The sequence below is a fragment of the Kitasatospora sp. NPDC002965 genome (assembly GCF_040611255.1).
Classification (GTDB): domain Bacteria; phylum Actinomycetota; class Actinomycetes; order Streptomycetales; family Streptomycetaceae; genus Kitasatospora.
Map to the genome: position 1 here is coordinate 16,415 of NZ_JBEXNT010000057.1, position 21,144 is coordinate 37,558.

A 21,144-nucleotide genomic window follows, 5' to 3' on the forward strand; every position below is an offset into this window, starting at 1 on the left:
AGGCAGGGCCGATGACACCGCGTAGGGTCGGCGGAATGACCGAGAACCCGTTCTTCAGGCCGAGCACGCTGGCCTACGAACTGCCGCCGTTCGCCGAGATCCGGCCGGACCACTACCTGCCCGCCTTCGAGCGCGGGATGGCCGAACAGCTCGCCGAGATCGCCGCGATCACCGCAGACCCGGAGTCGCCGACCTTCGACAACACCCTGATCGCGCTGGAGCGCTCGGGGGCGCTGCTGCGCCGGGTCCGCGGGGTCTTCGACAACCACTCCTCCGCCGACACCACCCCCGAGGTGGACCGGATCGACGCCGAGATCAGCCCGCGGCTGGCCGCGCACCGGGACGCCGTCCACCTGGACGCCGCGCTGTTCGCCCGGATCGAGGAACTGCACGGGCGCCGCCACGCGCTCGGACTGGACGAGGAGTCGCTGCGCCTGCTGGAGCGCCGGCACACCGCCTTCGTCCGGGCCGGCGCCCGGCTCGGCGCCGAGCAGCAGGACCGGCTCCGCGAGCTCAACGCCGAACTGGCCGTCGGCGCCTCGGCGTTCCGCCAGAACGTCTCGGCGGACTCCAAGGCCCGGGCGCTGGTGCTGGACTCCGCCGATCAGCTGGCCGGCCTCTCGCCGGACGCGGTCGCCGCGGCGGCGGAGAACGGCCGCGCGCTCGGCCTGGACGGCACGTACGTGCTCAGCCTGAAGAACTTCTCCAACCAGACCGAACTCTCCTCCCTCACCGACCGCTCGGTGCGCGAGCGCCTGCTCGCCGCCTCGCTCGGCCGCGCGGTGGACACCAACGGCCCGCTCGCGATCCGGATGGCCGCGCTGCGCGCCGAACGCGCCCGCCTGCTGGGCTTCGACACCCACGCCGCGTACGTGGTGGCGGACGAGACGGCAGGTTCGGTCGCTGCGGTGGACGCGCTGCTGGCCCGGCTGGTGCCGCCGGCGGTCGCCAACGCCCGCCGGGAGGCGGCCGAGCTGGGCAAGCTGGCCGCCGCCGACGGCATCGAGGAGATCGCCGCGCACGACTGGGCCTACTACGCGGAGCAGGTGCGGCAGGCCTCGTACCAGGTGGACGCGGGGGCGCTGCGCCCGTACTTCGAGCTGGAGCGGGTGCTCCGGGACGGCGTCTTCTTCGCCGCGAACCTGGCCTACGGGGTGACCTTCACCGAGCGGCCGGACCTCGTCGCGTACCACCCGGACGTCCGGGTCTTCGAGGTGTTCGAGGAGGACGGGGCCCCGCTGGGCCTCTTCCTCGGCGACTTCCACGCCCGGGAGTCCAAGCGCGGCGGCGCCTGGATGGACGAACTGGTCACCCAGTCGCACCTGCTGGGCCGGCGGCCGGTGGTGTACAACAACCTGAACGTGGCCAAGCCCGCGCCCGGGGAGCCGGTGCTGCTCTCCTGGGACGAGGTCCGCACGCTGTTCCACGAGTTCGGGCACGCCCTGCACGGGCTCTTCTCGGACGTGCGGTACCCGTACTTCGCGGGGACGGCCGTGCCGCGGGACTTCGTGGAGTTCCCCTCGCAGGTGAACGAGATGTGGATGGTCCGGCCGGAGGTGCTGGCCAACTACGCGAAGCACCACGAGACGGGCGAGCCGCTGCCGGCCGAGCTGGTCGAGCGGATCGGGGCGGCCGAGTCCTTCGGGCAGGGGTTCCGGACCGTCGAGTACCTGGCGGCGGCGTTGCTGGACTGGGCCTGGCACACCCTGCCGGAGGGCCAGGAGGTGGCCGACGCGGAGGAGTTCGAGGCGGCGGCGCTGGCCAAGGCCGGGCTGGCGGTGGCCGCGGTGCCGCCCCGCTACCGGACCAACTACTTCGCGCACATCTTCGCCGGCGGCTACAGCGCGGGCTACTACGCGTACATCTGGTCGGAGGTGCTGGACGCCGACACCGTGGAGTGGTTCGAGGGGAACGGCCGGAGCGTGCGGGAGAGCGGCGAGGTGTTCCGCCGGGAGCTGCTCGCGCGCGGGGACGGCCGGGACGCGCTGGCCTCGTTCCGCGCGGTGGTCGGGCGCGACCCGGAGACCGGCCCGCTGCTGGCGCGGCGCGGGCTGGCCTAGGAACGCCACCGGGGGGCGCTGCCCGGCGGCGGACCCGCCGCCGGGCGTCAGCGCCCTTCGAGGGTGACGGTGACCGCGGTGCCCGGCCGGGCACCCGGGAGGCGGATCCGGGCGGTGCCGGCCCGCTCCCCGGTGGGCTGGTCGAGCGCGACCAGCGCGCCGGCCGGTCGCACGGTGATCCGCACGCCGGCCGGGAACGCGGCGGCGGGCAGGACGAGTTCGGTGGCGTGGCCGGTGCCGTCGGCGGCCCACCGGACGGTGTGCGCGGCGCCGTCCGCGGTGGTGCGCGCGGCCGTCCCGGCCACCGCGGCCGGGTGGGGGCCGAAGGCCGGTCCGTGGCCCGGGGCCGGCCGCCCGGCCGGATCGAGGGCGCAGTAGCCGCCGTCGCCCCGGCACCAGTACCACATCGCCCAGCCGGCGGCGAAGCCGTCCATGGCGTCGACCTGGCGGCGGACCAGCAGGGCGTTCCCGGGCCTGCGGGCGTCGGGCGGCCCCCACTCGCCGACCAGCACCGGCAGCCGGTGCGCGGCCGGGTACGCGGCGATCGCGGCGGTGTAGTCCTCCACGAAGCCGCCGGCCGGGTCCCAGTCGGCGCCGGACTCGACGGCGGTGTCGTAGAAGTGCGGCGCGTAGCCGAGCCGGGGGGCGCCGGGGCGGGGGTCGGTGAAGCCCGGCAACCGGGTCGGCACGCCCTGGCCGACCAGGACGGTCGGTTCGACGAACAGCCAGGCGCGCCGGTCGACCCGGCGCACGGCGGCGATCAGCCGGCGGTACATGTCGGCGAGCCGGCCTTGCTCCAGCGCGGCGGAGGCGGCGGCGAGCACCGCGGGGTCGGTCGGGTCGCCGTCCACCGGGCCGAACGGTTCGTTGAACAGGTCGTAGCCCAGGAGCGAGCGGTGGCCGCGGAGTTCGCGGGCCAGCCGGGTGTAGAAGTCGGCCTGCCAGGCGCGGAGGTCGGGGTCGTCGTAGAGGTGGCGGAAGGCGGCCTGGACGGCGGGCTGGAAGTAGCCGGCGAACCAGTCGTCGGGGTCGGCCTCGAAGGGCAGGTCGTCGTCGCGGGTCGCCCAGAGCGGGACGCCGCGGTCGCCGCCGCCGAACTTCGGGCCGTAGACGTCCTGGTGGAAGTCGACCAGGGCGAGCACGCCGTACCGGTCGGCCCAGTCGAGGAGCCGGTGCAGGCGGCCCAGCTCGGCCTGGTCCAGCCGGCCGCGGCGGGGCTCCAGTCTGGTCCACGAGACGGCCACCCGGATCAGCGTGAAGCCCCGGGCGGCGAGGGACTCGACGTCCTGCTCGGTGGCCTCGGCGTACTTGTCGAGGTTGAAGCCGCGCAGCCGGAGCCGGCGGCCGTCGGCGTCGACCGGGTCGGTGCGGCCGTCCGGGCCGGTGACGGCGGCGGTGGGGAACGCCGCCTGACGGTGCGGTGGCCGGGCCGCGGCGGGTGGGGCGGACAGCGCGGTGCCGGCGATGATGGCGGCGAGCAGGAGGGCAACGGCGGTGCGGCGCAGGCGCATCGGGACCTCCGGAGCGGGGGAGGGTGGGGCCCGATGATGCCGGGGCCGGCATGTCCGGCACAAGGGCGCGGTGGGGAGTCGGCGCCGGGCCGGCGGGGTGTGGGGGCGGCGGGGCGGAGGTGTGGCCTCAGCCGGCTGTCGGCTCCGGCGCCGCCGAGCCGGTGGACAGGGCGGTCGGCAGGTCGGCCGCGGCGGCCAGCCGGCCCCAGAGCAGGTCGGCGAGGGCCTGGACCATCCGGGCCCGGGAGCAGGGCTTGGACTCCAGCCACCAGTCCCCGGCCGCCAGCACCATGCCGGTGATGCCCCGCCCCCAGGCCTCGGCGAGGAGTTCGCGGTCTGCGCCGAGGTCGACCTGGCCCGCGACGGCCCGGGTGATCTCCTCGGCGATCTGGCGCAGCGCCGGCGCGAGCGCGTTCCCGGCTCCGCTCGGGTCGCCCGGCTCGGGGTGGGTGAGCAGCCGGTACACCTGCGGGCGGGACTCGATCCCGGCCAGGTAGGTGTCCAGCACGTGTTCGACCCGGTCGCGCCGCTCCAGCGGTTCGGCGAGCGCGGCGCGGACGGCGGCCAGCAGCCCGCCGGTGTGCCGCTCGGTCAGCGCCCTGATCAGGCCGTTCCGGTCGCCGAAGTGGCGGTAGAGGATCGGTTTGGTGATGCCCGCCTCGGCGGCGATCGCGTTCATGCTGGCGCCGGGCCCGTCGCGCTGGACGACCCGGTCGGCGGCGTTGAGCAACTGCTCCCGGCGGGGCTCTGGGGACATGCGCTGTTCCTTCGCTAGGGCGTTGACACCGGTTACCAAGCAGTAGCAGACTCCGACGATGTTACCCGAGGTAACACCCCGGTCGGCCGCACCCTTCTTCGGAGGCACGCACCCATGAGCACCTTCTCGCTGGACCCGGGCGAGGACCAGCTCGCCGTACGCGACTGGCTGCACGGCTTCGCCGCCGACGTGATGCGGCCCGCCGCCGCCGAGTGGGACGAGCGCGAGGAGACCCCCTGGCCGATCATCCAGGAGGCCGCCAAGCTCGGCATCTACTCGCTCGACTTCTACGCCCAGCAGTACTTCGACCCCTCCGGCGTGGGCATACCGATCGCCATGGAGGAACTGTTCTGGGGAGACGCCGGCATCGGCCTCTCCATCGTCGGCACCACACTGGCCGCCGTCGCCGTGCTCGCCAACGGCACCGACGAGCAGATCGGCACCTGGGCGCCGCAGATGTTCGGCACCCCGGACGACGTCAAGGTGGCCGCGTTCTGCTCCTCCGAGCCGGACGCCGGCTCCGACGTCTCCGCGCTGCGCACCCGGGCCGTGTACGACGAGGCCACCGACGAGTGGGTGCTCGACGGCACGAAGACCTGGGCGACCAACGGCGGGATCGCCGCCGTCCACGTGGTGGTGGCCACCGTCGACCCGGCGCTCGGCGCGCGCGGGCAGGCCTCCTTCGTGGTGCCGCCGGGCACCCCCGGGCTGAGCCAGGGCCAGAAGTTCAGGAAGCACGGCATCCGGGCCTCGCACACCGCCGAGGTGGTGCTGGACGCCGTCCGGGTGCCCGGGCACTGCCTGCTCGGCGGCCGGGAGAAGCTGGACGAGCGCCTCGCCCGCGCCCGGGAGGGCGTCCGCAAGGGCGGGCGGAACGCGGCGATGGCCACCTTCGAGGCCTCCCGCCCGGCCGTCGGCGCACAGGCGATCGGCATCGCCCGGGCCGCGTACGAGGTGGCTCTCGACTACGCGAAGACCCGGGTGCAGTTCGGCCGCCCGATCATCGACAACCAGGGGGTGGCCTTCCAGCTGGCCGACATGAAGACCCGGATCGACGCCTCCCGGCTGCTGGTCTGGCGGGCCTCCTGGATGGCCGCGAACAACCTGCCGTTCACCTCGGCCGAGGGCTCGATGTCCAAGCTGTACGCGGGCGAGACCGCCAAGTGGGTCACCGCGCAGGCGATGCAGATCCTCGGCGGCAACGGCTTCACCCGGGAGTACCCGGTCGAGCGGATGCACCGGGACAGCGCGATCTACTCGATCTTCGAGGGGACCAGTGAGATCCAGCGCCTGGTGATCGCCCGGGCGGTCTCCGGACTTCCGATCCGCTGAGCGGCGGGGTCCGCGGCGCCCGTCGGGTCTGCGGCGTCCGTGGGGTCCGCTGTGTCTGCGGGGTCCGCGGCGCCCGGTGGGGCGGGCCTCAGCGGGCGGCCCAGAAGGCGAGCCCGGCGGACAGCGCGCCCACCACCGTGCCGACGACGGTCTGCGCGGGGGTGTGGTCCCGCAGCACCACCCGGGACCAGCCGATCGCCGCGACCAGCGGGTAGAGCAGCAGCCACCAGGGCCCGAGCGCGATCGCCAGGCACACCGTCGCGCCGCTCGCCACGGCGGTGTGCACCGAGACCTTCCACCAGACGGTGATCACCAGGATCGGGACCAGCGAGGCGAACATCGCCAGCACGATCGCGGTGAGGTCGGCCGGCGCGTCCAGGCCGAGCATCACGCCGAAGGCCGTCGCGACCGAGCCCATGACGAACGGGAGGACCGTCAGCCGCCGCTGCCGGTGGCCGACGTGCCGGTCCTCAAGGGTGCCCCTGCGGATGCCGCGCCGGATGAACAGGGTCGGGATCACGGCCGCGAAGAGCGCCGCGAACGCCGCCCAGCCGAGCCCGTTCCAGCCGTACCGCACCCCGCCGAGCAGGAGGACCAGGCAGATGATCACGTTCTTCGGCTCCAGGCCGTCGGTGATCTGCCGGGCCCGGATCGTCACGGGCGTGGGCTCGGTCATCGCGGTGGGGCTCCAGGACGGACTCGGCGGCGGAACGGTCGGATGATCATATCGACGGCTGCGCGGCGGTACGGCGGCACTGCGGCACGGTGACACGGCGGCACGGTGACACCGCGAGGGCGGCGGACCGAGGCGCGGCGGGGCTCAGAACCGGGGCGGCCGGCGCTCCAGGAAGGCCGCGAGCCCCTCCCGGACGTCGGGCGACTCGCGGGAACGGCGTTCCCAGGGCGCGAGGGCCGCCGCGGCCTGCTCCGGAGCGACGGCCAGGGCGGCCTTGACGGCGCCGATGGTCTGCGGCGAACGGGTGGTCAGCAGGCGGGCGAAGTCCAGCGCGGCGGCGTCCAGTTCGGCGGCCGGGAGGACCCGGTCGGCCAGGCCGAACGCGGCGGCGTCCGGGGCGGGCAGCAGCTCGCCGGAGAACAGCAGGTACTTGGCGCGGGACGGTCCGACCAGCCGGGCCAGCCGCAGCGTGGGCACCGCCGGGTAGACCACGCCGAGCTTGGCCGGCGTGATGCCGAGCCGCGCGTCCTCGGCGACGAACCTCAGGTCGCAGGCGACCGCGAGCTGGCAGCCGCCTCCCACGCAGGCGCCGTGGACCACGGCGATCGTCGGGTGCGGGAAGGCGGCCAGCGCCTCCTCGGCGGCGACGTTGATCGCGTGGTACTCGTCGGCGCGGTCCGGGTCGCCGTAGACCCCGGCGAGTTCGTCGATGTCGGCACCGGCGCTGAAGGTGCCGCCCGCGCCGGTCACCAGCAGGGCGCGCAGGCCGGGCTGTTCGGCCAGGCGCAGCAGCACCTTCGGCAGGGCCTGCCAGATCTCCAGGGTGACGGCGTTGCGCCGGTGCGGGCGGTCGAACTCCAGGACCGCCAGGCCGTCCTCGCCGAGGTGGGCGTTGAGGCCGTCGACGTGGGTGGGCAGCGGGGTGCGGTCCCGCGTCAGCAGCGGCCTGGCGGCCATGGGCACCTCCGGGAGGGTGGACGGGTGCGGCCACTCTCTCAGGACCGGATGCCGCGGTGCGGTCCGGGGCCGCCGGCCCGACGGGTGCACCCACCGGGCCGGGGGTCCCGGACCGACGGCGCGGTCAGGGCGTCCCCGAAACCCCGGGTGTCCCCGAAGCCCCGGGCGTGCCCGAAGCCCCCGAGACTTCCTACGCCCCGGCAGCCTCCGCCGCCCCGGCCGGGCCGCCCGCGGGCTTCCACTCGTGGGTGAGCATCGACCAGACCTCGCCGTCGTGGTGGACGCCGCGGTGCAGGTAGCTCTCCCGCATGACGCCCTCCAGCGTGAAGCCCAGCCGCTGGGCGACCGCCCGGCTGCGGACGTTGTCGGGCCGGTTGTGCCACTCGATCCGGTGCATGCCCCGGGTGGTGAAGGCGTAGTCGATCAGGAGCCGGACGGCGGTGCCGATCATGCCCCGGCCCTCGGCGGCGGGCTCGGTCCAGACGCCGATCTCGCAGGTGCCGGTCTTGGTGTCCCACTGCACGAACATCACGCCGCCGACCAGCGTGCCGTCCAGCCAGATCCCGAAGAGCCGGGCGGAGTCGGCGGCCTGCCGGTCGGCGTAGCGCTGCAGGACGGCGCGGGCCGACTCGAGGTCGGTGGCCAGGGCGGCCCAGCCGATCCACCGGTCGATGTGCGCCCGGCCGCGCTCGATGTGGGCCAGGTACTCGGGGGCCTGCCACGGCTCCAGCGGGCGGAGCACGGCGTTCTCGGCGAGGGGAAGGGCGAACATGGGCTGGCCTTTCGTGGCGCGTCGGGCGGACGCGGTCGGTCCGGGTCGTTCGTACGGGTGATCGTGCTTCGTCCATACATAACAAACGTTTGGTACGTAAGATAGCCCCATGACGCCGGCCCGTGGAGATCATGAAGCCCGCCGCACCGAGGTCTCGCAGGCGGTGTGGGGGGTGCTGTCCACCCGCGGCTTCGAAGGGCTGACGCTGCGGGCGGTGGCCGCCGAGATGGGGGCCAGCACCGGGCTGCTGACTCACTACTTCCCGAGCAAGAAGGCCCTGGTCGCGCACGCGCTCGACGTCCTGGAGCGGCGCTCGGGCGCGCGGCCGAGGCGTGCCGCGCCGGCCGACGGCAGCCCGCCGCCCCCCGAGGGGCTGGCCCGGCTGCGGGCGGCGCTGCTGGACATCCTGCCGCTGGACCCGGCCGCGGTGGCCGGCAACCGGATCTGGGTCGGTTCCTGGGACGTCGCGCTGGCCGATCCGGACCTGGCCGACGCGCACGCGGCGCGGTACGGGCGGGCCCGTGCGGCGATGACGGAGCACGTCGAGGCCGCGCAGCGGCTCGGGGAGCTGTCGGCGGAGGCGCCGGCGGCGCAGCTCGCGGCCGGGGCCCAGGCCTTCGCGCTGGGCCTGGTGGTGCAGGCGCTGTTCGCTCCGGCGGAATTCCCGCCGGAGCGGCAGGTGGCGCTGCTGGACGCCTATCTGGTGGGCCTGGCGGCCTCGGCGGCGGCGGGTGCCGCCACCGCGGACGGTGCGGGTGCGGCGGGCGGTGCGGGCGGGGTCGTCGGGGCCGTTCGCCGGGGCTGATCGGAGGCCGGGCGGTGATGTCCGGTCGCGGCGTAAGGCCCGAAACGGGCATTCCGCCGGGTGTAGTTCGGGGTATCCCCTTTTCGTCGTGTTTTTGTCCGCGGTCATGACACGGATGGTCACGGCATATGCGCGGTGGGTACCCGGGATTCACGGCGACGGGGGGCGCGATGACGGGTCCGGCGCCTGCGGTGGCCTGCGGGAAAAACAGTGTGGCGCCCCCAGCAGGATTCGAACCTGCGACCTACCGCTTAGAAGGCGGGTGCTCTATCCGCTGAGCTATGGGGGCGGGACGGGCGGCACCCTGATGGGCGTGACCGTTGCCGGGACCGGGCGGCGGGCGCGTGGCGCCCGTTGTCCGTCCCCGTGCCTGAGGGTGGGCTGTGGGGGTTGGCGGGCCCTTGCCCTGTCGGGACAGGATAAGGGTGTCTCGATCCTCGGTCGGGCGTAACGACACCGCCGTTGGTGTGTCGGCCTCGGTGGAGCGGTCCGATAATCGCAGGTGAAGGCCGTGAGTGCAGCGGTCTGGCGGTGTTCCGCGCCGGACGTTGTGCAGTCGTTACGGGGCTGTCTCCCCACCCGTTATGGATTCGGCACGGAGAAAGCGCCGCGGTCGAGGCCGGCCCCGGCGCGGGTGGGGGGCCGCATTCGGGTTCGTCCGGTCGGATGACGTGCGCGGACGGTCGGCGGGCCGCCCGTGGGGGTGTCCCGGGCCGGGCGACGATCCGGGGCGATTGTTGTCATGGACCCGCAGATCGGAGGCCTGATGGTCACACAAAGGCTGAAATTCACCCCTGAGAGTGACAGCGGTTTTCCACAGCCCCGAGTTGTCCACAGGATTTCCGATCCCCCTGGTACGGATTTCCCCGAGAAGCGCACTCTCAACGCGCACCGGTCGATTCCGTACGGTGCAACCGGGAGAGCGGAGCGTGGCTGTGTACGAGACCGTCATGACGATGATCGGGAATGCCGCGGCGGCGGCGGGTCGCATCCGGGCGTCCGGCGGAGCGCGACCGCGCACGTCCGACCGGCGCCGACCGGGCGGCGGCCCGACCCGGCCGGAGAGCTCCGGGTGGACGGCGGGGTGTCGCGGGTGGCGGCGCGGTCCGAGGCGGGCGCCGGCCTGTGCGGGTGGGCACCGGCGGGCTTCGACGGGGTGTCCGTCCGGCGCGCTGACGAAGGGTGACCCGGCGGTGGTGGGCGGAAGGCTGAGGGAGCGGGAGTGGGTGGCGGAGGCGGCCGGTGGGCCGGAGGCGAGATCGCCGAACGGTCGGTCGGACACGATCCGAGCTGCTGGGCGGTGACGTTCGCACGGGAGAGGGGCGTTCCGGGCGGGCCCGCGGGTGGCGCCGGGGCTGCGGAGCGTGGGCTCGGACTCGTCGCGGGGAGGCCGCGTCGGGGCGGATCGTGGGCGTCCTACGGGCGGGGAGGGGCTTGGTGGCGGCGGTGTTGGGCGTCGCGCGGGTGTCGTGCGAGGGAAGCGGGGGTGTCGACCGGCGGCGGGCGGGGCGGCGGGCGAGCGCCTTGACTGTCGACAAATATGTTGATCGAGAAGGTTGTTGGGGTCGCCCGTGCAATCCCGTTCCGGTTAAGAGAAAGATCCAGACTTTCTGGCAGGGCGTCAGCTTGTGTGGATACTGGGAGCGTTGATAACGATACAGATACGGAATCGTCCTAATTTCGCATGGGGGTTTCCGGGCCCCTGGGGCTCAATAGGATTCGTCTGGTTCACATCGTGAAGCAGCGCCACAGGGGGCGCGGCAAGCAAGGCGGGCTGCCATCGGCAAGGCCCGGCCCGGAGGGATCCCAGATGTTCCAGAGGCATGGGCGGAGTCTTCCGCGCATCACCACTGTCATGCTCACGACCAGCGTTGCGCTGGGCGGAAGCCTGTTCGCAGCCGGTGCGGCGGCTGCGGCCGACGCGCCGGGAGACGGTGTCACGGCAGTGGTCCAGCCGACCATGATGAGCGAGGAGATCGCCATCGAGGGCGGCCACTCGATCCAGGGCGGGCTGTTCACCCTCAAGACGGCCGACGGTGAGATCAAGACGTACTGCATCGACATCGACCACCCGGTCGACATCACCAAGGCCATCGAGTACCGCGAGTCCGACTGGAAGTCGAGCTCGCTCGGCCGCCCGGAGAAGGCTCAGGACGCCTCCAAGATCCGCTGGATCCTGGAGAACTCCTACCCGCAGGTGACGGACCTCAAGAAGCTGGCCGCCGACGCGGGCGTCAAGGGCGAGCTCACCAAGGAGGACGCCGCCGCCGGCACCCAGGCCGCGATCTGGAAGTTCTCCGACGGCAAGAACGCCACCCCGGTCGACGCCGAGGCCAAGCAGCTCCGTGACTACCTGGTCAGCGAGAAGAACAAGGGCATAGCCGCGGAGCCCAAGCCGTCGCTGAGCCTCACCCCGGACTCGGTGTCGGGCAAGCCCGGCACCAAGCTCGGCCCGTTCACCATCAACTCCAGCGCCAACGAGGTGAAGCTGGCGCTCGCCGGCGACGCCGCCGACAAGGTCAAGCTGGTCGACAAGGACGGCAAGCCGGTCGCCGACCTGGCAGGCCCGGTCGCCAAGGACACCCAGCTGTGGCTGGACGTCCCGGCCGACACCCCGGACGGCACGGCCACGGTCAACGCCGCCGCCGAGACCGTGGTGCCCAGCGGCCGCGTCTTCCTCAGCAAGGGCTACACCCCGGAGAAGCACAGCCAGACCATGATCCTGGCGGGCTCCACCAAGCTCAGCGTCAAGGACTCCGCCAAGGCGACCTGGAAGGCCGCCAAGGGTGCGCTGATCGACAGCACCGCCGTGGTCGAGTGCGTCGCCAACGGCGTCAAGGTGTCGGTCGCCAACGGCGGCGACGAGGCGGCCACCGTCTCGGTGAAGCCGGGCAAGGACCTCACCGTCCAGCCGGGCAAGATCGAGACCGTCGTCGTCCCGGTCGCCGAGGACACCGCCTACGACATCACCGTCACCGGCCCGAACGGCTTCACCAAGAACTTCAAGGGCATCCTGGACTGCAAGACGGTCAGCGTGACCACGCCGACCCCCACCCCGACGGCCAAGCCGTCGACCCCGGCGCCGACCACCCCGGCCCCGAGCACCACCCCGTCGGCGACCAAGAGCGCCACCCCCACCCCGTCGGCGACCGTCAGCACCACGGCCGCCCAGCCCGCCCCGGCGGTCACCAGCTCGGCCCCCGGCACCACCGGTGGCCTGGCCGCGACCGGCGGTAGCGACGCCACCCCGATCATCGCCGCCGTCGCCGGCGGTCTGGTCGTGGCCGGCGGTGCCGCGGTCTTCCTGCTGCGCCGTCGTGGCCGCCACGGTGGCACCGCCGCCTGAAGCACCTCTGCCTGAAGCGCCTCCGCTACCCGGGGCGCCTCTACCCGAGGCGTCTCGACCCGGGGCACCTCCGCCCGGGGCGCCGAGGAGCTGACACCCGGCCCGGCCCCCGCACCACGTGTGCGGGGGGCCGGGCCGGTCCGCGTTCGGGGCCCCGGCGGCGGGGATCGCGTGCACGGAGGGCCGTCCGCATACCCCCCAGGGGCACGGTGCGCGGTTCTGGCCTCCCGGCCGGTGCGGCACAATGGAACGCTGCAAGCCGAATACTCCCGACGACGCCGGAGCGATCTCACGTGGCGGAATACATCTACACGATGCGCAAGGTGCGCAAGGCGCACGGCGACAAGGTCATCCTTGACGACGTGACGCTCAGCTTCCTCCCCGGGGCGAAGATCGGCGTCGTGGGCCCCAACGGCGCGGGCAAGTCCACCGTGCTGAAGATGATGGCCGGCCTGGAGCACCCCTCCAACGGCGACGCCTTCATCTCGCCCGGGTACACCGTCGGCATGCTGCTCCAGGAGCCGCCGCTCGACGAGACCAAGACCGTCCTGGAGAACGTCGAGGACGGCGTCAAGGAGATCAAGGGGAAGCTCAACCGCTTCAACGAGATCGCCGAGCTGATGGCGACCGACTACTCGGACGCGCTGCTGGACGAGATGGGCAAGCTCCAGGAGGACCTGGACCACGCCAACGCCTGGGACCTCGAAGCCCAGCTGGAGCAGGCCATGGACGCGCTGGGCTGCCCGCCCGGCGACTGGGCGGTCACCAAGCTCTCCGGTGGCGAGAAGCGCCGTGTCGCGCTCTGCAAGCTGCTGCTGGAGGCCCCCGACCTGCTGCTCCTCGACGAGCCCACCAACCACCTGGACGCCGAGTCGGTGAACTGGCTGGAGCAGCACCTGGCCAAGTACGCGGGCACCGTCGTCGCGGTCACCCACGACCGGTACTTCCTGGACAACGTGGCCGGCTGGATCCTGGAGCTCGACCGCGGTCGCGCCATCGGCTACGAGGGCAACTACTCCACCTACCTGGAGTCCAAGCAGTCCCGCCTCAAGGTCGAGGGCCAGAAGGACGCCAAGCGCGCCAAGCGGCTCAAGGAGGAGCTGGAGTGGGTCCGCTCCAACGCCAAGGGCCGTCAGGCGAAGTCCAAGGCGCGTCTGGCCCGCTACGAGGAGATGGCGGCCGAGGCCGACAAGATGCGGAAGCTGGACTTCGAGGAGATCCAGATCCCGCCGGGCCCGCGTCTGGGCAGCGTCGTCATCGAGGTGGAGAACCTCAACAAGTCCTTCGGTGAGAAGGTCCTGATCGACGGCCTCAGCTTCACCCTGCCGCGCAACGGCATCGTCGGCATCATCGGCCCGAACGGCGCCGGCAAGACCACCCTGTTCAAGATGCTCCAGGACATGGAGACCCCGGACAGCGGCACGGTCAAGGTCGGCGACACGGTCAAGATCAGCTACGTCGACCAGAGCCGCGCCAACATCGACCCGAAGAAGACGCTCTGGGAGGTCGTCTCCGACGGCCTGGACTGGATCAACGTCGGTCAGGTCGAGATGCCGTCCCGCGCCTACGTCTCGGCGTTCGGCTTCAAGGGCCCGGACCAGCAGAAGCCGGCCGGCGTGCTCTCCGGCGGTGAGCGCAACCGCCTCAACCTGGCGCTCACCCTGAAGCAGGGCGGCAACCTGCTGCTCCTCGACGAGCCGACCAACGACCTCGACGTCGAGACCCTCTCCTCGCTGGAGAACGCGCTGCTGGAGTTCCCCGGCTGCGCCGTGGTCATCTCGCACGACCGCTGGTTCCTGGACCGGGTCGCCACCCACATCCTCGCCTACGAGGGCGAGAGCAAGTGGTTCTGGTTCGAGGGCAACTTCGACTCGTACGAGAAGAACAAGGTCGAGCGGCTGGGTGCGGACGCGGCCCGTCCGCACCGGGCCACGTACAAGAAGCTGACCCGAGGCTGACACCCAACCGTCACAACGGCCCGGCAGACTCGCCCTCCTGGGCGGCCTGCCGGGCCGCGGCCCACCGGCACCGAAGCCCGGCCGGGTCACCGGACGTCGAGGAGAACACCCGTGGCACGCCACATCTACGCCTGTCCGCTGCGTTGGTCCGACATGGACGCCTTCGGGCACGTCAACAACGTGGTCTTCCTGCGCTACCTGGAGGAGGCCCGGATCGACTTCATGTTCACCCAGGCCGCCGCGGCCGGTGCGGGGGAGTTCGCGGGCGGTTCGGTGGTGGCCCGCCACGAGATCGACTACAAGCGCCCGCTGGTCCACCGGCCCGAGCCGGTGACCGTCGAGACCTGGGTCACCAAGATCGGCGGCGCCTCGCTGACGGTCGGCTACGAGATCAAGGACACCGCCGAGGACGGCACCGAGACGGTCTACGTCCGGGCGTCGACCGTGGTCGTCCCCTACGACCTGGCCGAGGGCCGGCCCCGCCGGATAAGCCCGGTCGAGCGGGGGTTCCTGGAGCGTTTCATGGACGAGGAGCCGGCCGTCGCGGCGGTCTGAGCGGACCGCAGGACCCCGCCCCGCTACCGGATGTGAGCTGAAGCGTTGATCAGTACCGCCCCCCTCGCCCTCGCCGGCACCGGGGAGGCCGCCGACCTGGCCGCCTTCCTGGTCCGCCTGCTGCGTTTCGACAGGGCGGCGGCGGTCCGGTTGCAGGGGGTGCCGCGGCCCGGGGCCGGCGGCGGCGTGCTGGCCGTCTTCGGACGGCTGCCGCTGGGCGGTTCGGGCGCGCTGGCGGTGCGGACCGCGCGGCTGGTCGAACTCGGCGGGCCGGTCGACCTGACCGTCTCGGCCGGGCAGCTCCTGGACGGCGTCGACGCGGAGGCCGGCACCGTCACCCTGCCCGGGCCGGTCACCGGCCCGGCCTGGGCCGGCCTGCTGCCGCCGCGCACCGGCTGGCGGCCGGTCGGCGAACCGCCGGCGGCCCGGGTGTATCCCGAACTGATGGCCGCGGTGCGGGAGTTCAGGGAGCGCAGCGAGGCCGTCCCGGATCACCACCGGACCCGTGCCGTGCTGGACGCGCTGGCCGACGAGATCTGGTCCCGCCCGGTCACGGCGCTACCCGAACTGCCGCTGCGCGCCGCCCACGCGGCCTACGTGATCGGGTTCCTGGCCCCGACCGCCCCGCTCACCGTGCACCGGGCCGGCGGCTGGCTGAGGCTGAGCGCCCCGGCCGGGTCGGTGGCGGTCCGTACGGCGGCCGCGCCGGGCGCGGGGCTGGGGCTCAGCCCCGTCCGCTGAGGCGGGTCGGGCCGTCCGCCGGACCCGGCCCGGCCCGGCCCACCGGGTCGGGCCATCGGGTCGGCCGTGCGGTCAGCCCTCGGTGTTGATCATCGAGGCGGCGGCGTACGTGAGGTAGTCCCAGAGCTGCCGCTCCGCGTCGGCCGGCAGGGCGAGTTCGTCGACGGCGACCCGCATGTGCTTGAGCCAGGCGTCGTGCGCCGCGCGGTCCACCCGGAACGGCACGTGGCGCATCCGCAGCCGCGGGTGGCCACGCTGGTCGCTGTAGGTGCGCGGGCCGCCCCAGTACTGCATCAGGAACAGCGTGAACCGCTCCTCGGCCGGACCGAGGTCCTCCTCGGGGTACATCGGCCGCAGCAACTCGTCCTCGGCGACGCCCTGGTAGAACCGGTGGACCAGCCGCCGGAAGGTCGGTTCGCCGCCGACCTGCTCGAAGAACGTCTCCTCGCTGAGCGTGCCACGCCGGATCTCTTTCACCCGACCATGGTCGCAGACGGCGGCGGGGCCGTACACCGGGACCTGGGGACCAGGACCGGAGGTGTACGACCCCGCCGCCGATGCCGACCCCGCCGCCGATGCGGTGGCCGCGGCGCCGGCGCCGCCGCCGGAGGATCAGTCCTCCCAGCGGAAGAGCTTCCACGAGATGCCGGTCAGCACGGCGGCGAAGAGCAGCAGGCCGCCCATCGCCGGCAGCGCGTCCGTCACGCCGCCGCCCCGGGAGAGGACCGACTGGGCGGCGGTGACCAGGTGCTTGAGCGGCAGCGCCTCCGAGATCGCCTTCAGCCAGCCCGGCATGTCGTCGGTCGGGAAGAACGAGCCGGACAGGAACGACATCGGCAGCACGATGATCTGCGAGAGGCCGTTGGCCGCCTCCTCGGTCTTCGCGATCGAGCCGGCCAGCAGACCGATCGACATGAAGGCGATGGTCGCGCAGACCACCAGCGGGATGATCAGCCACCAGTTGCCGGTGAGCCGGAGCCCGAAGAACGGCGTGGTGGCCACCACCAGGAAGATCGCGGTCTGGGCCAGTGCCGTCACCACCGACACCGCGATCCGGGAGGCCACGATCGACCCGGCGCTCACCGGGGCCAGCCGCAGTCGCCGCAGCACCTTCTTCTGCCGCCAGCCGACCAGGGTCAGCGAGGCGCTGAACACCGCGCCGGTGGCCACCGCCCAGCCCAGCAGGCCGGGGGTGAGGAACTGGATCGGCTTCAGCGCCTCGTCCTCGACCTGGCTCGCGTCCAGGGTGTACGCCGGCGGTCGGCCGGACGCGGCCTGGTTGGCCTGCTGGACGACGGAGTTGACGATGCCCTGGACCGAGCCCGCGCGGACCTGGTCGGCGGCGCTGTAGCGCACGACGACCCTGCCGTCCGGCCCCTCCTTGATCATGGCGTCCAGGTCGCCCTTGCGGACCTTCTCCAGCGCGGCGGCCTCGTCGTCGCCCCGGGTGATGGTCAGGACCTTCTCCAGCCCGGCCCGGCCCTCGCCCTGCACCGCGTCCAGGACCTTGACCGCGCCGACCTGCTCCACCTTGGCGTGCGGGCTGGAGGCGCCCTTGAGCAGGGTGCCGAAGAGCAGCAGGAACATCAGCGGGAAGAGCATCACGAAGAACAGCGCGGTGCGGTCGCGGACGAACGAGACCAGCATGACCCGGGAGAGGCTCGCGAAGGCGGAGACCCGCTCGCGTTCGGCCGGTGCGCCCGCCCCGCCCGGTCCGGCGGGCGTGCCCGCCGGACCGGCGGACCGCTGGTCCGGGACGGCGGCGGACCCGGTGCGTTCGGTGGTCATGCGCGGTACTCCCGTCCGGTGAGCTGGAGGAAGACGTCCTCCAGGGTGGCGCCGCGGACCTCCAGGCCGCGCAGCGCGTTGCGCTCGGCCAGGACGGCGAGCACCGGGGCCGGCAGCCGGGTGGAGAGCGAGAGCGAGACGCCGTCGTCCTCCAGCGAGGTGATCTCCGCCCCGGCGGCGGTGAACAGCTCGCGCGCGGTGTCCACGGCCAGTTGGCCGGACTCCACGCTGATCCGGACGGTGTCGTCGATCTCGCGGACCAGCGCGGCCGGGGCGCCGGTGCGGAGGATCCGCCCGCGGTCCATCACCGAGACGCGGTCGCAGAGCACCTCGGCCTCGTCCAGGTAGTGGGTGGTCAGGACGACGGTGCGGCCCTCGGCGTTGATGTCCCGCAGCAGGTCCCAGAGGTTGCGGCGGGCCTGCGGGTCGAGGCCGGTGGTGGGTTCGTCGAGGAAGACCAGTTCCGGGCCGTGGACCAGCGCGCAGGCGATCGAGAGGCGCTGCGCCTGGCCGCCGGACATCTTGTCGGTCATGACGCCGGCCGACTCGGTCAGGCCGACCCGCTCCAGCATCGCGTCGGCGCGCCTGGGGCCGACGCCGTAGAAGGAGCCGAAGGTGCGGATGGTCTCGCGGGCCGTCAGCTTGGTGAAGAAGGCCGAGGCCTGGAACTGCACGCCGATGCGCGGCAGCAGCTTCGGGTTGCGCGGCCAGGGCGCCAGCCCCAGCAGTTCGACGCGCCCTTCGTCGGGCTTGCGGATCCCCTCCAGGATCTCCATCGTGGTGGTCTTCCCGGCGCCGTTCGGGCCCAGGATTCCGTAGAATTCGCCGGCCTCGACGGTGAGTGACACCCCGTCGACGGCTTGTACGTCCCCGTACCGCTGACGGATTCCGTCGGCGGATATTGCAGCAGTCATGGGCAGTGAGCGTACGGGCGCGGGGCAGCCTTGGGCAGAGATCCGGGGCTGATTTGATGATCATTTTTACAATGAACGCCGACCGCCCTGGCCGGACGGACGGTGACGTCCGTCCGGCCAGGGCGGTCGAGTGGCCGGACTGCCGGCCCGGGCGGGCCGGCGGGGCTCAGGCGCGGTGCAGGGTGATCGTCGTCCAGGCGCCGACGTGGACCCGGTCGCCGTCGCCCAGCGGGATCGCGGTGTGCGGGGCGATCGGCTCGCCGCCGCCGTTCACCGTGGTGCCGTTGGTGGAGTCCTGGTCGACCAGCACCCAGCTGCCGTCCGCCTGTTCGGCGAGCAGGGCGTGCTGGTGCGAGGCCCCCGGGTCCTCCGGCGGCACCGAGAGGTCGATCTCCGGCACGGTGCCGCGGTGCTGGCTGCGCCGGCCGATCCGCAGCTGGCCGCGCCCGGTCAGCGGGATCCGGCGCTCGGGGCAGTACGGCGGGAAGAACAGGCCGGCCGCCTCGGGGCCGCTGCGGGCCATCATCTCCGTGAAGTACTCGCGGTCCGCCGCGACCACCGCGAACCAGGTGCTGCGGACCTGCTCGGGGGCCTGCCCCTGCGGCGGCTGGGCCTGCTGCGGCGGCATCGGCGGGGCGAGGTGGAACGAGGTGCCGAACTCGTCGCCGCGCCGGGTCGGGCCGGGCTGGGCGTAGACCGGGCCGGAGTCCTCGCGCGGTGCGGTGCCGGGGTACGGCGCGCCCTGGTGCGGGGCCTCCTGGTAGGCGGCCTCCTGATAGGGCGCTCCCTGCTGGGGCGCGCCCTGGTGCTCCTGGTACGGCGCGCCCTGGTGCACGGGCTCCTGGTACGCGGGCTCCTGGTACGCGGCTTCCTGGTACGCGGGCTCCTGGTACGGGGCCTCCCGGTAGGGGGACTCCGGGTACCCGGCCGCCTCCTGGTAGGGAGCCTCCTGGTACGGCGGAGCCGCGTGGGCGGGGGAGGGGCCCTCCGACCCGTGCGCGGGCGGCGGGTAGCCGTACCCGGCGGGCGGGCCGGGCTGCGGCGGGGCCGCCGGCGGCTGGGGGGCGGCGGGCGGCTGCGGCGGGCCGCCGTACGCCGCCGGGATGTTGAGCGGCGCCGGCGGGGGCGGCGGTGCCTGGGCGGGGACGCCGAAGGGCTGCTGGGCGCGCTGGGGCGCGGAGAGGTCGTAGTCGTACCCGCACTCCTCGCAGAACCGCCCGGTCTGCGGGCTGCGGCAGATCGGGCAGACCACGAGGCCCTCGGTGAGGTCCGGGAAGCCCCGCGGGTTCGACGGCGGCACCGCTCCGGGCGGGACGGCCCCCGGCGGGGCTGTCGGACCGCCGTACGGCGCGCCGTGGCCACCGTGCGCCCCCGGGCCGCCGGGTGCGCCGGCGAGCGTGCCGGGCGGCGGCGGTACCGGCTGCGGCGGCGTCATCGGGAAGCCGCAGAAGTCGCACCAGTCCTCGGCCTGCGACTCATGGCCCCTCGGGCAGATCGGCATCAGGTCCCCCCTCAATTCCAGCAAGCCGGGGCAGTGTCCGGCCGGGGTTGCGGCCCGGTCGGCTCGTCGGCGGTCACTTCTTCACACGGACGGTCTTGGTCGACCGGGTCTCAAGGGTCATCGAGTCGGCCTCGCTCACGTTCTTACGGAACCGAACGGTACCCTCCTTCGGGTCCACCACGTCCACCACCTTCTGCAGCAGCTTGAAGGTGCCCTCGTTGCCGGTCGCGTGGGCGATCCGGACGGCGGCGCCGAGCTTGGCGGTGGCCCGGTCGACGTCCCCGGCCCGGTGCGCCTCCAGCCCCTCCTGGATGGACGAGGCCAGCTCCGCCTGCCCGGTGTAGTGGGCGACCTGCGGGCTGATCCGGGTCGACGAGGCGAGGTCGTCGGTCCAGACCGCCTTGACCAGGCCCTGCGACAGCACCTCCGGCGTCCCCCCGGAGACCGAGGGCGGCAGGACGAGGCTGATCCGGGCGGCGAGCATCTCGTTGCCGACGGCGGAGGACGGGACCTCCACGCAGACGTGGTAGTCGCGGCTCTCGTCGCCCCACGAGCCGGTCGGGTAGTCGCCGGCCCGCGGCCCGGCCTCGGTGCGGCGTTCGGTGAGGTCCTCGACCGAGGGGGCGACCTGCTTGACGAACCTGACGACCGCGTTGGCCGGCGTCCAGATCCGCAGCGCGACGTCGGCGACCTGCTTGCCCATCGCGCCGGCCATCATCGAGCGGAAGTCCTCGGCCAGGCCGGAGGGCTCGGCGACGATGTCGACGGTGCCGAGCAGCGCGGAGGAGATCCTGCGCAGCTCGTCGACCCGCCAGTCGGTGCCGACCCCCCGGCAGTCCGCCGTGAAGTGGCCGCCGACCCGCTCGATCGCGCGCTCCAGGTCGGCGGCGGTCTCGTGCTCGTTGTTGCCGTCGGTGAGCAGGATGGCGTGCCGGATGGCGATGTCGCGGCGGGTCAGGAACAGCTGGTCGGCCTTGGCCAGCCAGGTGCCCATGGCGGTGCCGCCGGCCGCGGTGAGGCGGCGCAGCGACTCCTTGGCCCGGGCCCGGGTGGCGTCCGAGGCGATGGCGAGGGTGCCGTCGCCGGGGAAGACGTCGCGGGCCTCGTGGGTGCCGGCGACCACGGCGAAGGCGACGCCGTCGCGGACGGTGTCGATGGCGGCGGCGGTGGCCTCGCGGGCGCCGCGCAGCTTGCTCGCCGGGTAGTCCATCGAACCGGAGCAGTCCACCAGGATCACCACGGCGGCCGACTGCGGGCCGGCGCCGCCCGGGCCGGCGTCGGTGACGCCGGGCGGGCGGGCGCCCTGGGTGCCGAGCGGGCGGCCGCCCGAGGTGCCGCCGCCGGTCGCGGTGACCGTCACGATGGCGTTCACCTCCCGGGCGCCGTCCGCGAGGAACTCGTTCTGGAAGATCTCCACGTCGAACCTGGGCAGGTTCGGCTTGGCCAGTGTTGCCATGGGCGGGTGGCTCCC

At 73.4% G+C, this 21,144-nt stretch carries 17 protein-coding genes and 1 tRNA gene; 7 read left to right on the plus strand and 11 right to left on the minus strand.

All coding sequences use genetic code 11. The features are described from left to right. Positions 1 to 35: 35 nt before the first annotated feature. On the plus strand, positions 36 to 2,060 hold the full coding sequence (locus ABZY91_RS22075) for a M3 family metallopeptidase (protein WP_355404649.1): 2,025 nt from the start codon (positions 36 to 38) through the stop codon (positions 2,058 to 2,060). A gap of 47 nt (positions 2,061 to 2,107) precedes the next feature. Here ABZY91_RS22075 and ABZY91_RS22080 read toward each other — a convergent pair whose 3' ends face one another. Then, positions 2,108 to 3,571: a cellulase family glycosylhydrolase gene (locus tag ABZY91_RS22080; protein WP_355404651.1), complete on the minus strand. Its 1,464-nt coding sequence runs from the start codon at positions 3,569 to 3,571 to the stop codon at positions 2,108 to 2,110. Between the two features lie 127 nt (positions 3,572 to 3,698). Next, on the minus strand, positions 3,699 to 4,328 hold the full coding sequence (locus tag ABZY91_RS22085; protein ID WP_329881962.1) for a TetR family transcriptional regulator: 630 nt from the start codon (positions 4,326 to 4,328) through the stop codon (positions 3,699 to 3,701). Between the two features lie 114 nt (positions 4,329 to 4,442). Between ABZY91_RS22085 and ABZY91_RS22090 the strand changes: the two genes are divergently transcribed. After that, positions 4,443 to 5,660, plus strand: a complete 1,218-nt coding sequence (locus ABZY91_RS22090; protein ID WP_355404653.1) for an acyl-CoA dehydrogenase family protein — start codon at positions 4,443 to 4,445, stop codon at positions 5,658 to 5,660. An 88-nt stretch (positions 5,661 to 5,748) separates the two neighbouring features. Here the strand turns inward: ABZY91_RS22090 and ABZY91_RS22095 are convergent, their stop codons facing one another. From ABZY91_RS22095 to ABZY91_RS22105, 3 genes are all read right to left on the minus strand, one after another. Then, positions 5,749 to 6,336 carry a hypothetical protein gene (locus ABZY91_RS22095; RefSeq protein WP_355404655.1) on the minus strand — a complete coding sequence of 196 codons (588 nt, stop codon included), beginning with the start codon at positions 6,334 to 6,336 and terminating at the stop codon, positions 5,749 to 5,751. Positions 6,337 to 6,480: 144 nt separating this feature from the next. Continuing rightward, positions 6,481 to 7,293 carry an enoyl-CoA hydratase/isomerase family protein gene (locus tag ABZY91_RS22100; RefSeq protein ID WP_329949369.1) on the minus strand — a complete coding sequence of 271 codons (813 nt, stop codon included), beginning with the start codon at positions 7,291 to 7,293 and terminating at the stop codon, positions 6,481 to 6,483. Between the two features lie 190 nt (positions 7,294 to 7,483). Continuing rightward, positions 7,484 to 8,065 carry a GNAT family protein gene (locus ABZY91_RS22105; RefSeq protein WP_355404657.1) on the minus strand — a complete coding sequence of 194 codons (582 nt, stop codon included), beginning with the start codon at positions 8,063 to 8,065 and terminating at the stop codon, positions 7,484 to 7,486. Positions 8,066 to 8,174: 109 nt separating this feature from the next. Here ABZY91_RS22105 and ABZY91_RS22110 point away from each other — a divergent pair, with 109 nt between their 5' ends. Beyond that, complete coding sequence (locus ABZY91_RS22110) at positions 8,175 to 8,870, plus strand: TetR/AcrR family transcriptional regulator (RefSeq protein ID WP_355404659.1); 696 nt, start codon at positions 8,175 to 8,177, stop codon at positions 8,868 to 8,870. A 213-nt stretch (positions 8,871 to 9,083) separates the two neighbouring features. Here the strand turns inward: ABZY91_RS22110 and ABZY91_RS22115 are convergent. Further along, positions 9,084 to 9,159: transfer RNA gene (locus tag ABZY91_RS22115), tRNA-Arg, on the minus strand. Positions 9,160 to 10,725: 1,566 nt separating this feature from the next. On the opposite strand from ABZY91_RS22115, the gene ABZY91_RS22120 reads away from it, so the two are divergent. The 4 genes from ABZY91_RS22120 to ABZY91_RS22135 all read left to right on the plus strand — a co-directional run bounded on the left by ABZY91_RS22120 (position 10,726) and on the right by ABZY91_RS22135 (position 15,470). Next, entirely contained in the window at positions 10,726 to 12,216 is a 1,491-nt protein-coding gene (locus tag ABZY91_RS22120; protein ID WP_355404661.1) for a Cys-Gln thioester bond-forming surface protein, read from the plus strand. 293 nt (positions 12,217 to 12,509) lie between these two features. After that, a complete protein-coding gene (gene ettA / locus ABZY91_RS22125) occupies positions 12,510 to 14,174 on the plus strand; it encodes an energy-dependent translational throttle protein EttA (RefSeq protein WP_329949373.1) in 1,665 nt (554 codons plus the stop codon). Positions 14,175 to 14,285: 111 nt separating this feature from the next. After that, complete coding sequence (locus ABZY91_RS22130; protein ID WP_329949374.1) at positions 14,286 to 14,729, plus strand: thioesterase family protein; 444 nt, start codon at positions 14,286 to 14,288, stop codon at positions 14,727 to 14,729. Positions 14,730 to 14,774: 45 nt separating this feature from the next. Beyond that, positions 14,775 to 15,470, plus strand: a complete 696-nt coding sequence (locus tag ABZY91_RS22135) for a hypothetical protein (protein WP_355404663.1) — start codon at positions 14,775 to 14,777, stop codon at positions 15,468 to 15,470. A 72-nt stretch (positions 15,471 to 15,542) separates the two neighbouring features. Here the strand turns inward: ABZY91_RS22135 and ABZY91_RS22140 are convergent, their stop codons facing one another. The 5 genes from ABZY91_RS22140 to ABZY91_RS22160 all read right to left on the minus strand — a co-directional run bounded on the left by ABZY91_RS22140 (position 15,543) and on the right by ABZY91_RS22160 (position 21,129). Next, complete coding sequence (locus tag ABZY91_RS22140) at positions 15,543 to 15,947, minus strand: globin (protein WP_329881972.1); 405 nt, start codon at positions 15,945 to 15,947, stop codon at positions 15,543 to 15,545. A gap of 135 nt (positions 15,948 to 16,082) precedes the next feature. Then, a complete protein-coding gene (locus tag ABZY91_RS22145; protein ID WP_329881973.1) occupies positions 16,083 to 17,258 on the minus strand; it encodes an ABC transporter permease in 1,176 nt (391 codons plus the stop codon). Continuing rightward, a complete protein-coding gene (locus ABZY91_RS22150) occupies positions 17,255 to 18,172 on the minus strand; it encodes an ABC transporter ATP-binding protein (protein ID WP_329949378.1) in 918 nt (305 codons plus the stop codon). Before ABZY91_RS22150 ends, ABZY91_RS22145 begins: the two co-directional genes overlap by 4 nt. 166 nt (positions 18,173 to 18,338) lie before the next feature. Further along, positions 18,339 to 19,673, minus strand: coding sequence for an FHA domain-containing protein (locus tag ABZY91_RS22155; RefSeq protein ID WP_355404666.1), 1,335 nt, complete (start codon positions 19,671 to 19,673; stop codon positions 18,339 to 18,341). 73 nt (positions 19,674 to 19,746) lie between these two features. After that, positions 19,747 to 21,129, minus strand: coding sequence for a VWA domain-containing protein (locus ABZY91_RS22160; protein WP_329881976.1), 1,383 nt, complete (start codon positions 21,127 to 21,129; stop codon positions 19,747 to 19,749). Between the last annotated feature and the right edge of the window lie 15 nt (positions 21,130 to 21,144).

Bases quoted from the DNA above. Each gene is read 5' to 3' on its own strand.
- ABZY91_RS22075 (WP_355404649.1), top strand. From the start codon at position 36: ATGACCGAGAACCCGTTCTTCAGGCCGAGCACGCTGGCCTACGAACTG.
- ABZY91_RS22080 (WP_355404651.1), bottom strand. From the start codon at position 3,571: ATGCGCCTGCGCCGCACCGCCGTTGCCCTCCTGCTCGCCGCCATCATC.
- ABZY91_RS22085 (WP_329881962.1), bottom strand. From the start codon at position 4,328: ATGTCCCCAGAGCCCCGCCGGGAGCAGTTGCTCAACGCCGCCGACCGG.
- ABZY91_RS22090 (WP_355404653.1), top strand. From the start codon at position 4,443: ATGAGCACCTTCTCGCTGGACCCGGGCGAGGACCAGCTCGCCGTACGC.
- ABZY91_RS22095 (WP_355404655.1), bottom strand. From the start codon at position 6,336: ATGACCGAGCCCACGCCCGTGACGATCCGGGCCCGGCAGATCACCGAC.
- ABZY91_RS22100 (WP_329949369.1), bottom strand. From the start codon at position 7,293: ATGGCCGCCAGGCCGCTGCTGACGCGGGACCGCACCCCGCTGCCCACC.
- ABZY91_RS22105 (WP_355404657.1), bottom strand. From the start codon at position 8,065: ATGTTCGCCCTTCCCCTCGCCGAGAACGCCGTGCTCCGCCCGCTGGAG.
- ABZY91_RS22110 (WP_355404659.1), top strand. From the start codon at position 8,175: ATGACGCCGGCCCGTGGAGATCATGAAGCCCGCCGCACCGAGGTCTCG.
- ABZY91_RS22120 (WP_355404661.1), top strand. From the start codon at position 10,726: ATGCTCACGACCAGCGTTGCGCTGGGCGGAAGCCTGTTCGCAGCCGGT.
- ABZY91_RS22145 (WP_329881973.1), bottom strand. From the start codon at position 17,258: ATGACCACCGAACGCACCGGGTCCGCCGCCGTCCCGGACCAGCGGTCC.
- ABZY91_RS22150 (WP_329949378.1), bottom strand. From the start codon at position 18,172: ATGACTGCTGCAATATCCGCCGACGGAATCCGTCAGCGGTACGGGGAC.
- ABZY91_RS22155 (WP_355404666.1), bottom strand. From the start codon at position 19,673: ATGCCGATCTGCCCGAGGGGCCATGAGTCGCAGGCCGAGGACTGGTGC.
- ABZY91_RS22160 (WP_329881976.1), bottom strand. From the start codon at position 21,129: ATGGCAACACTGGCCAAGCCGAACCTGCCCAGGTTCGACGTGGAGATC.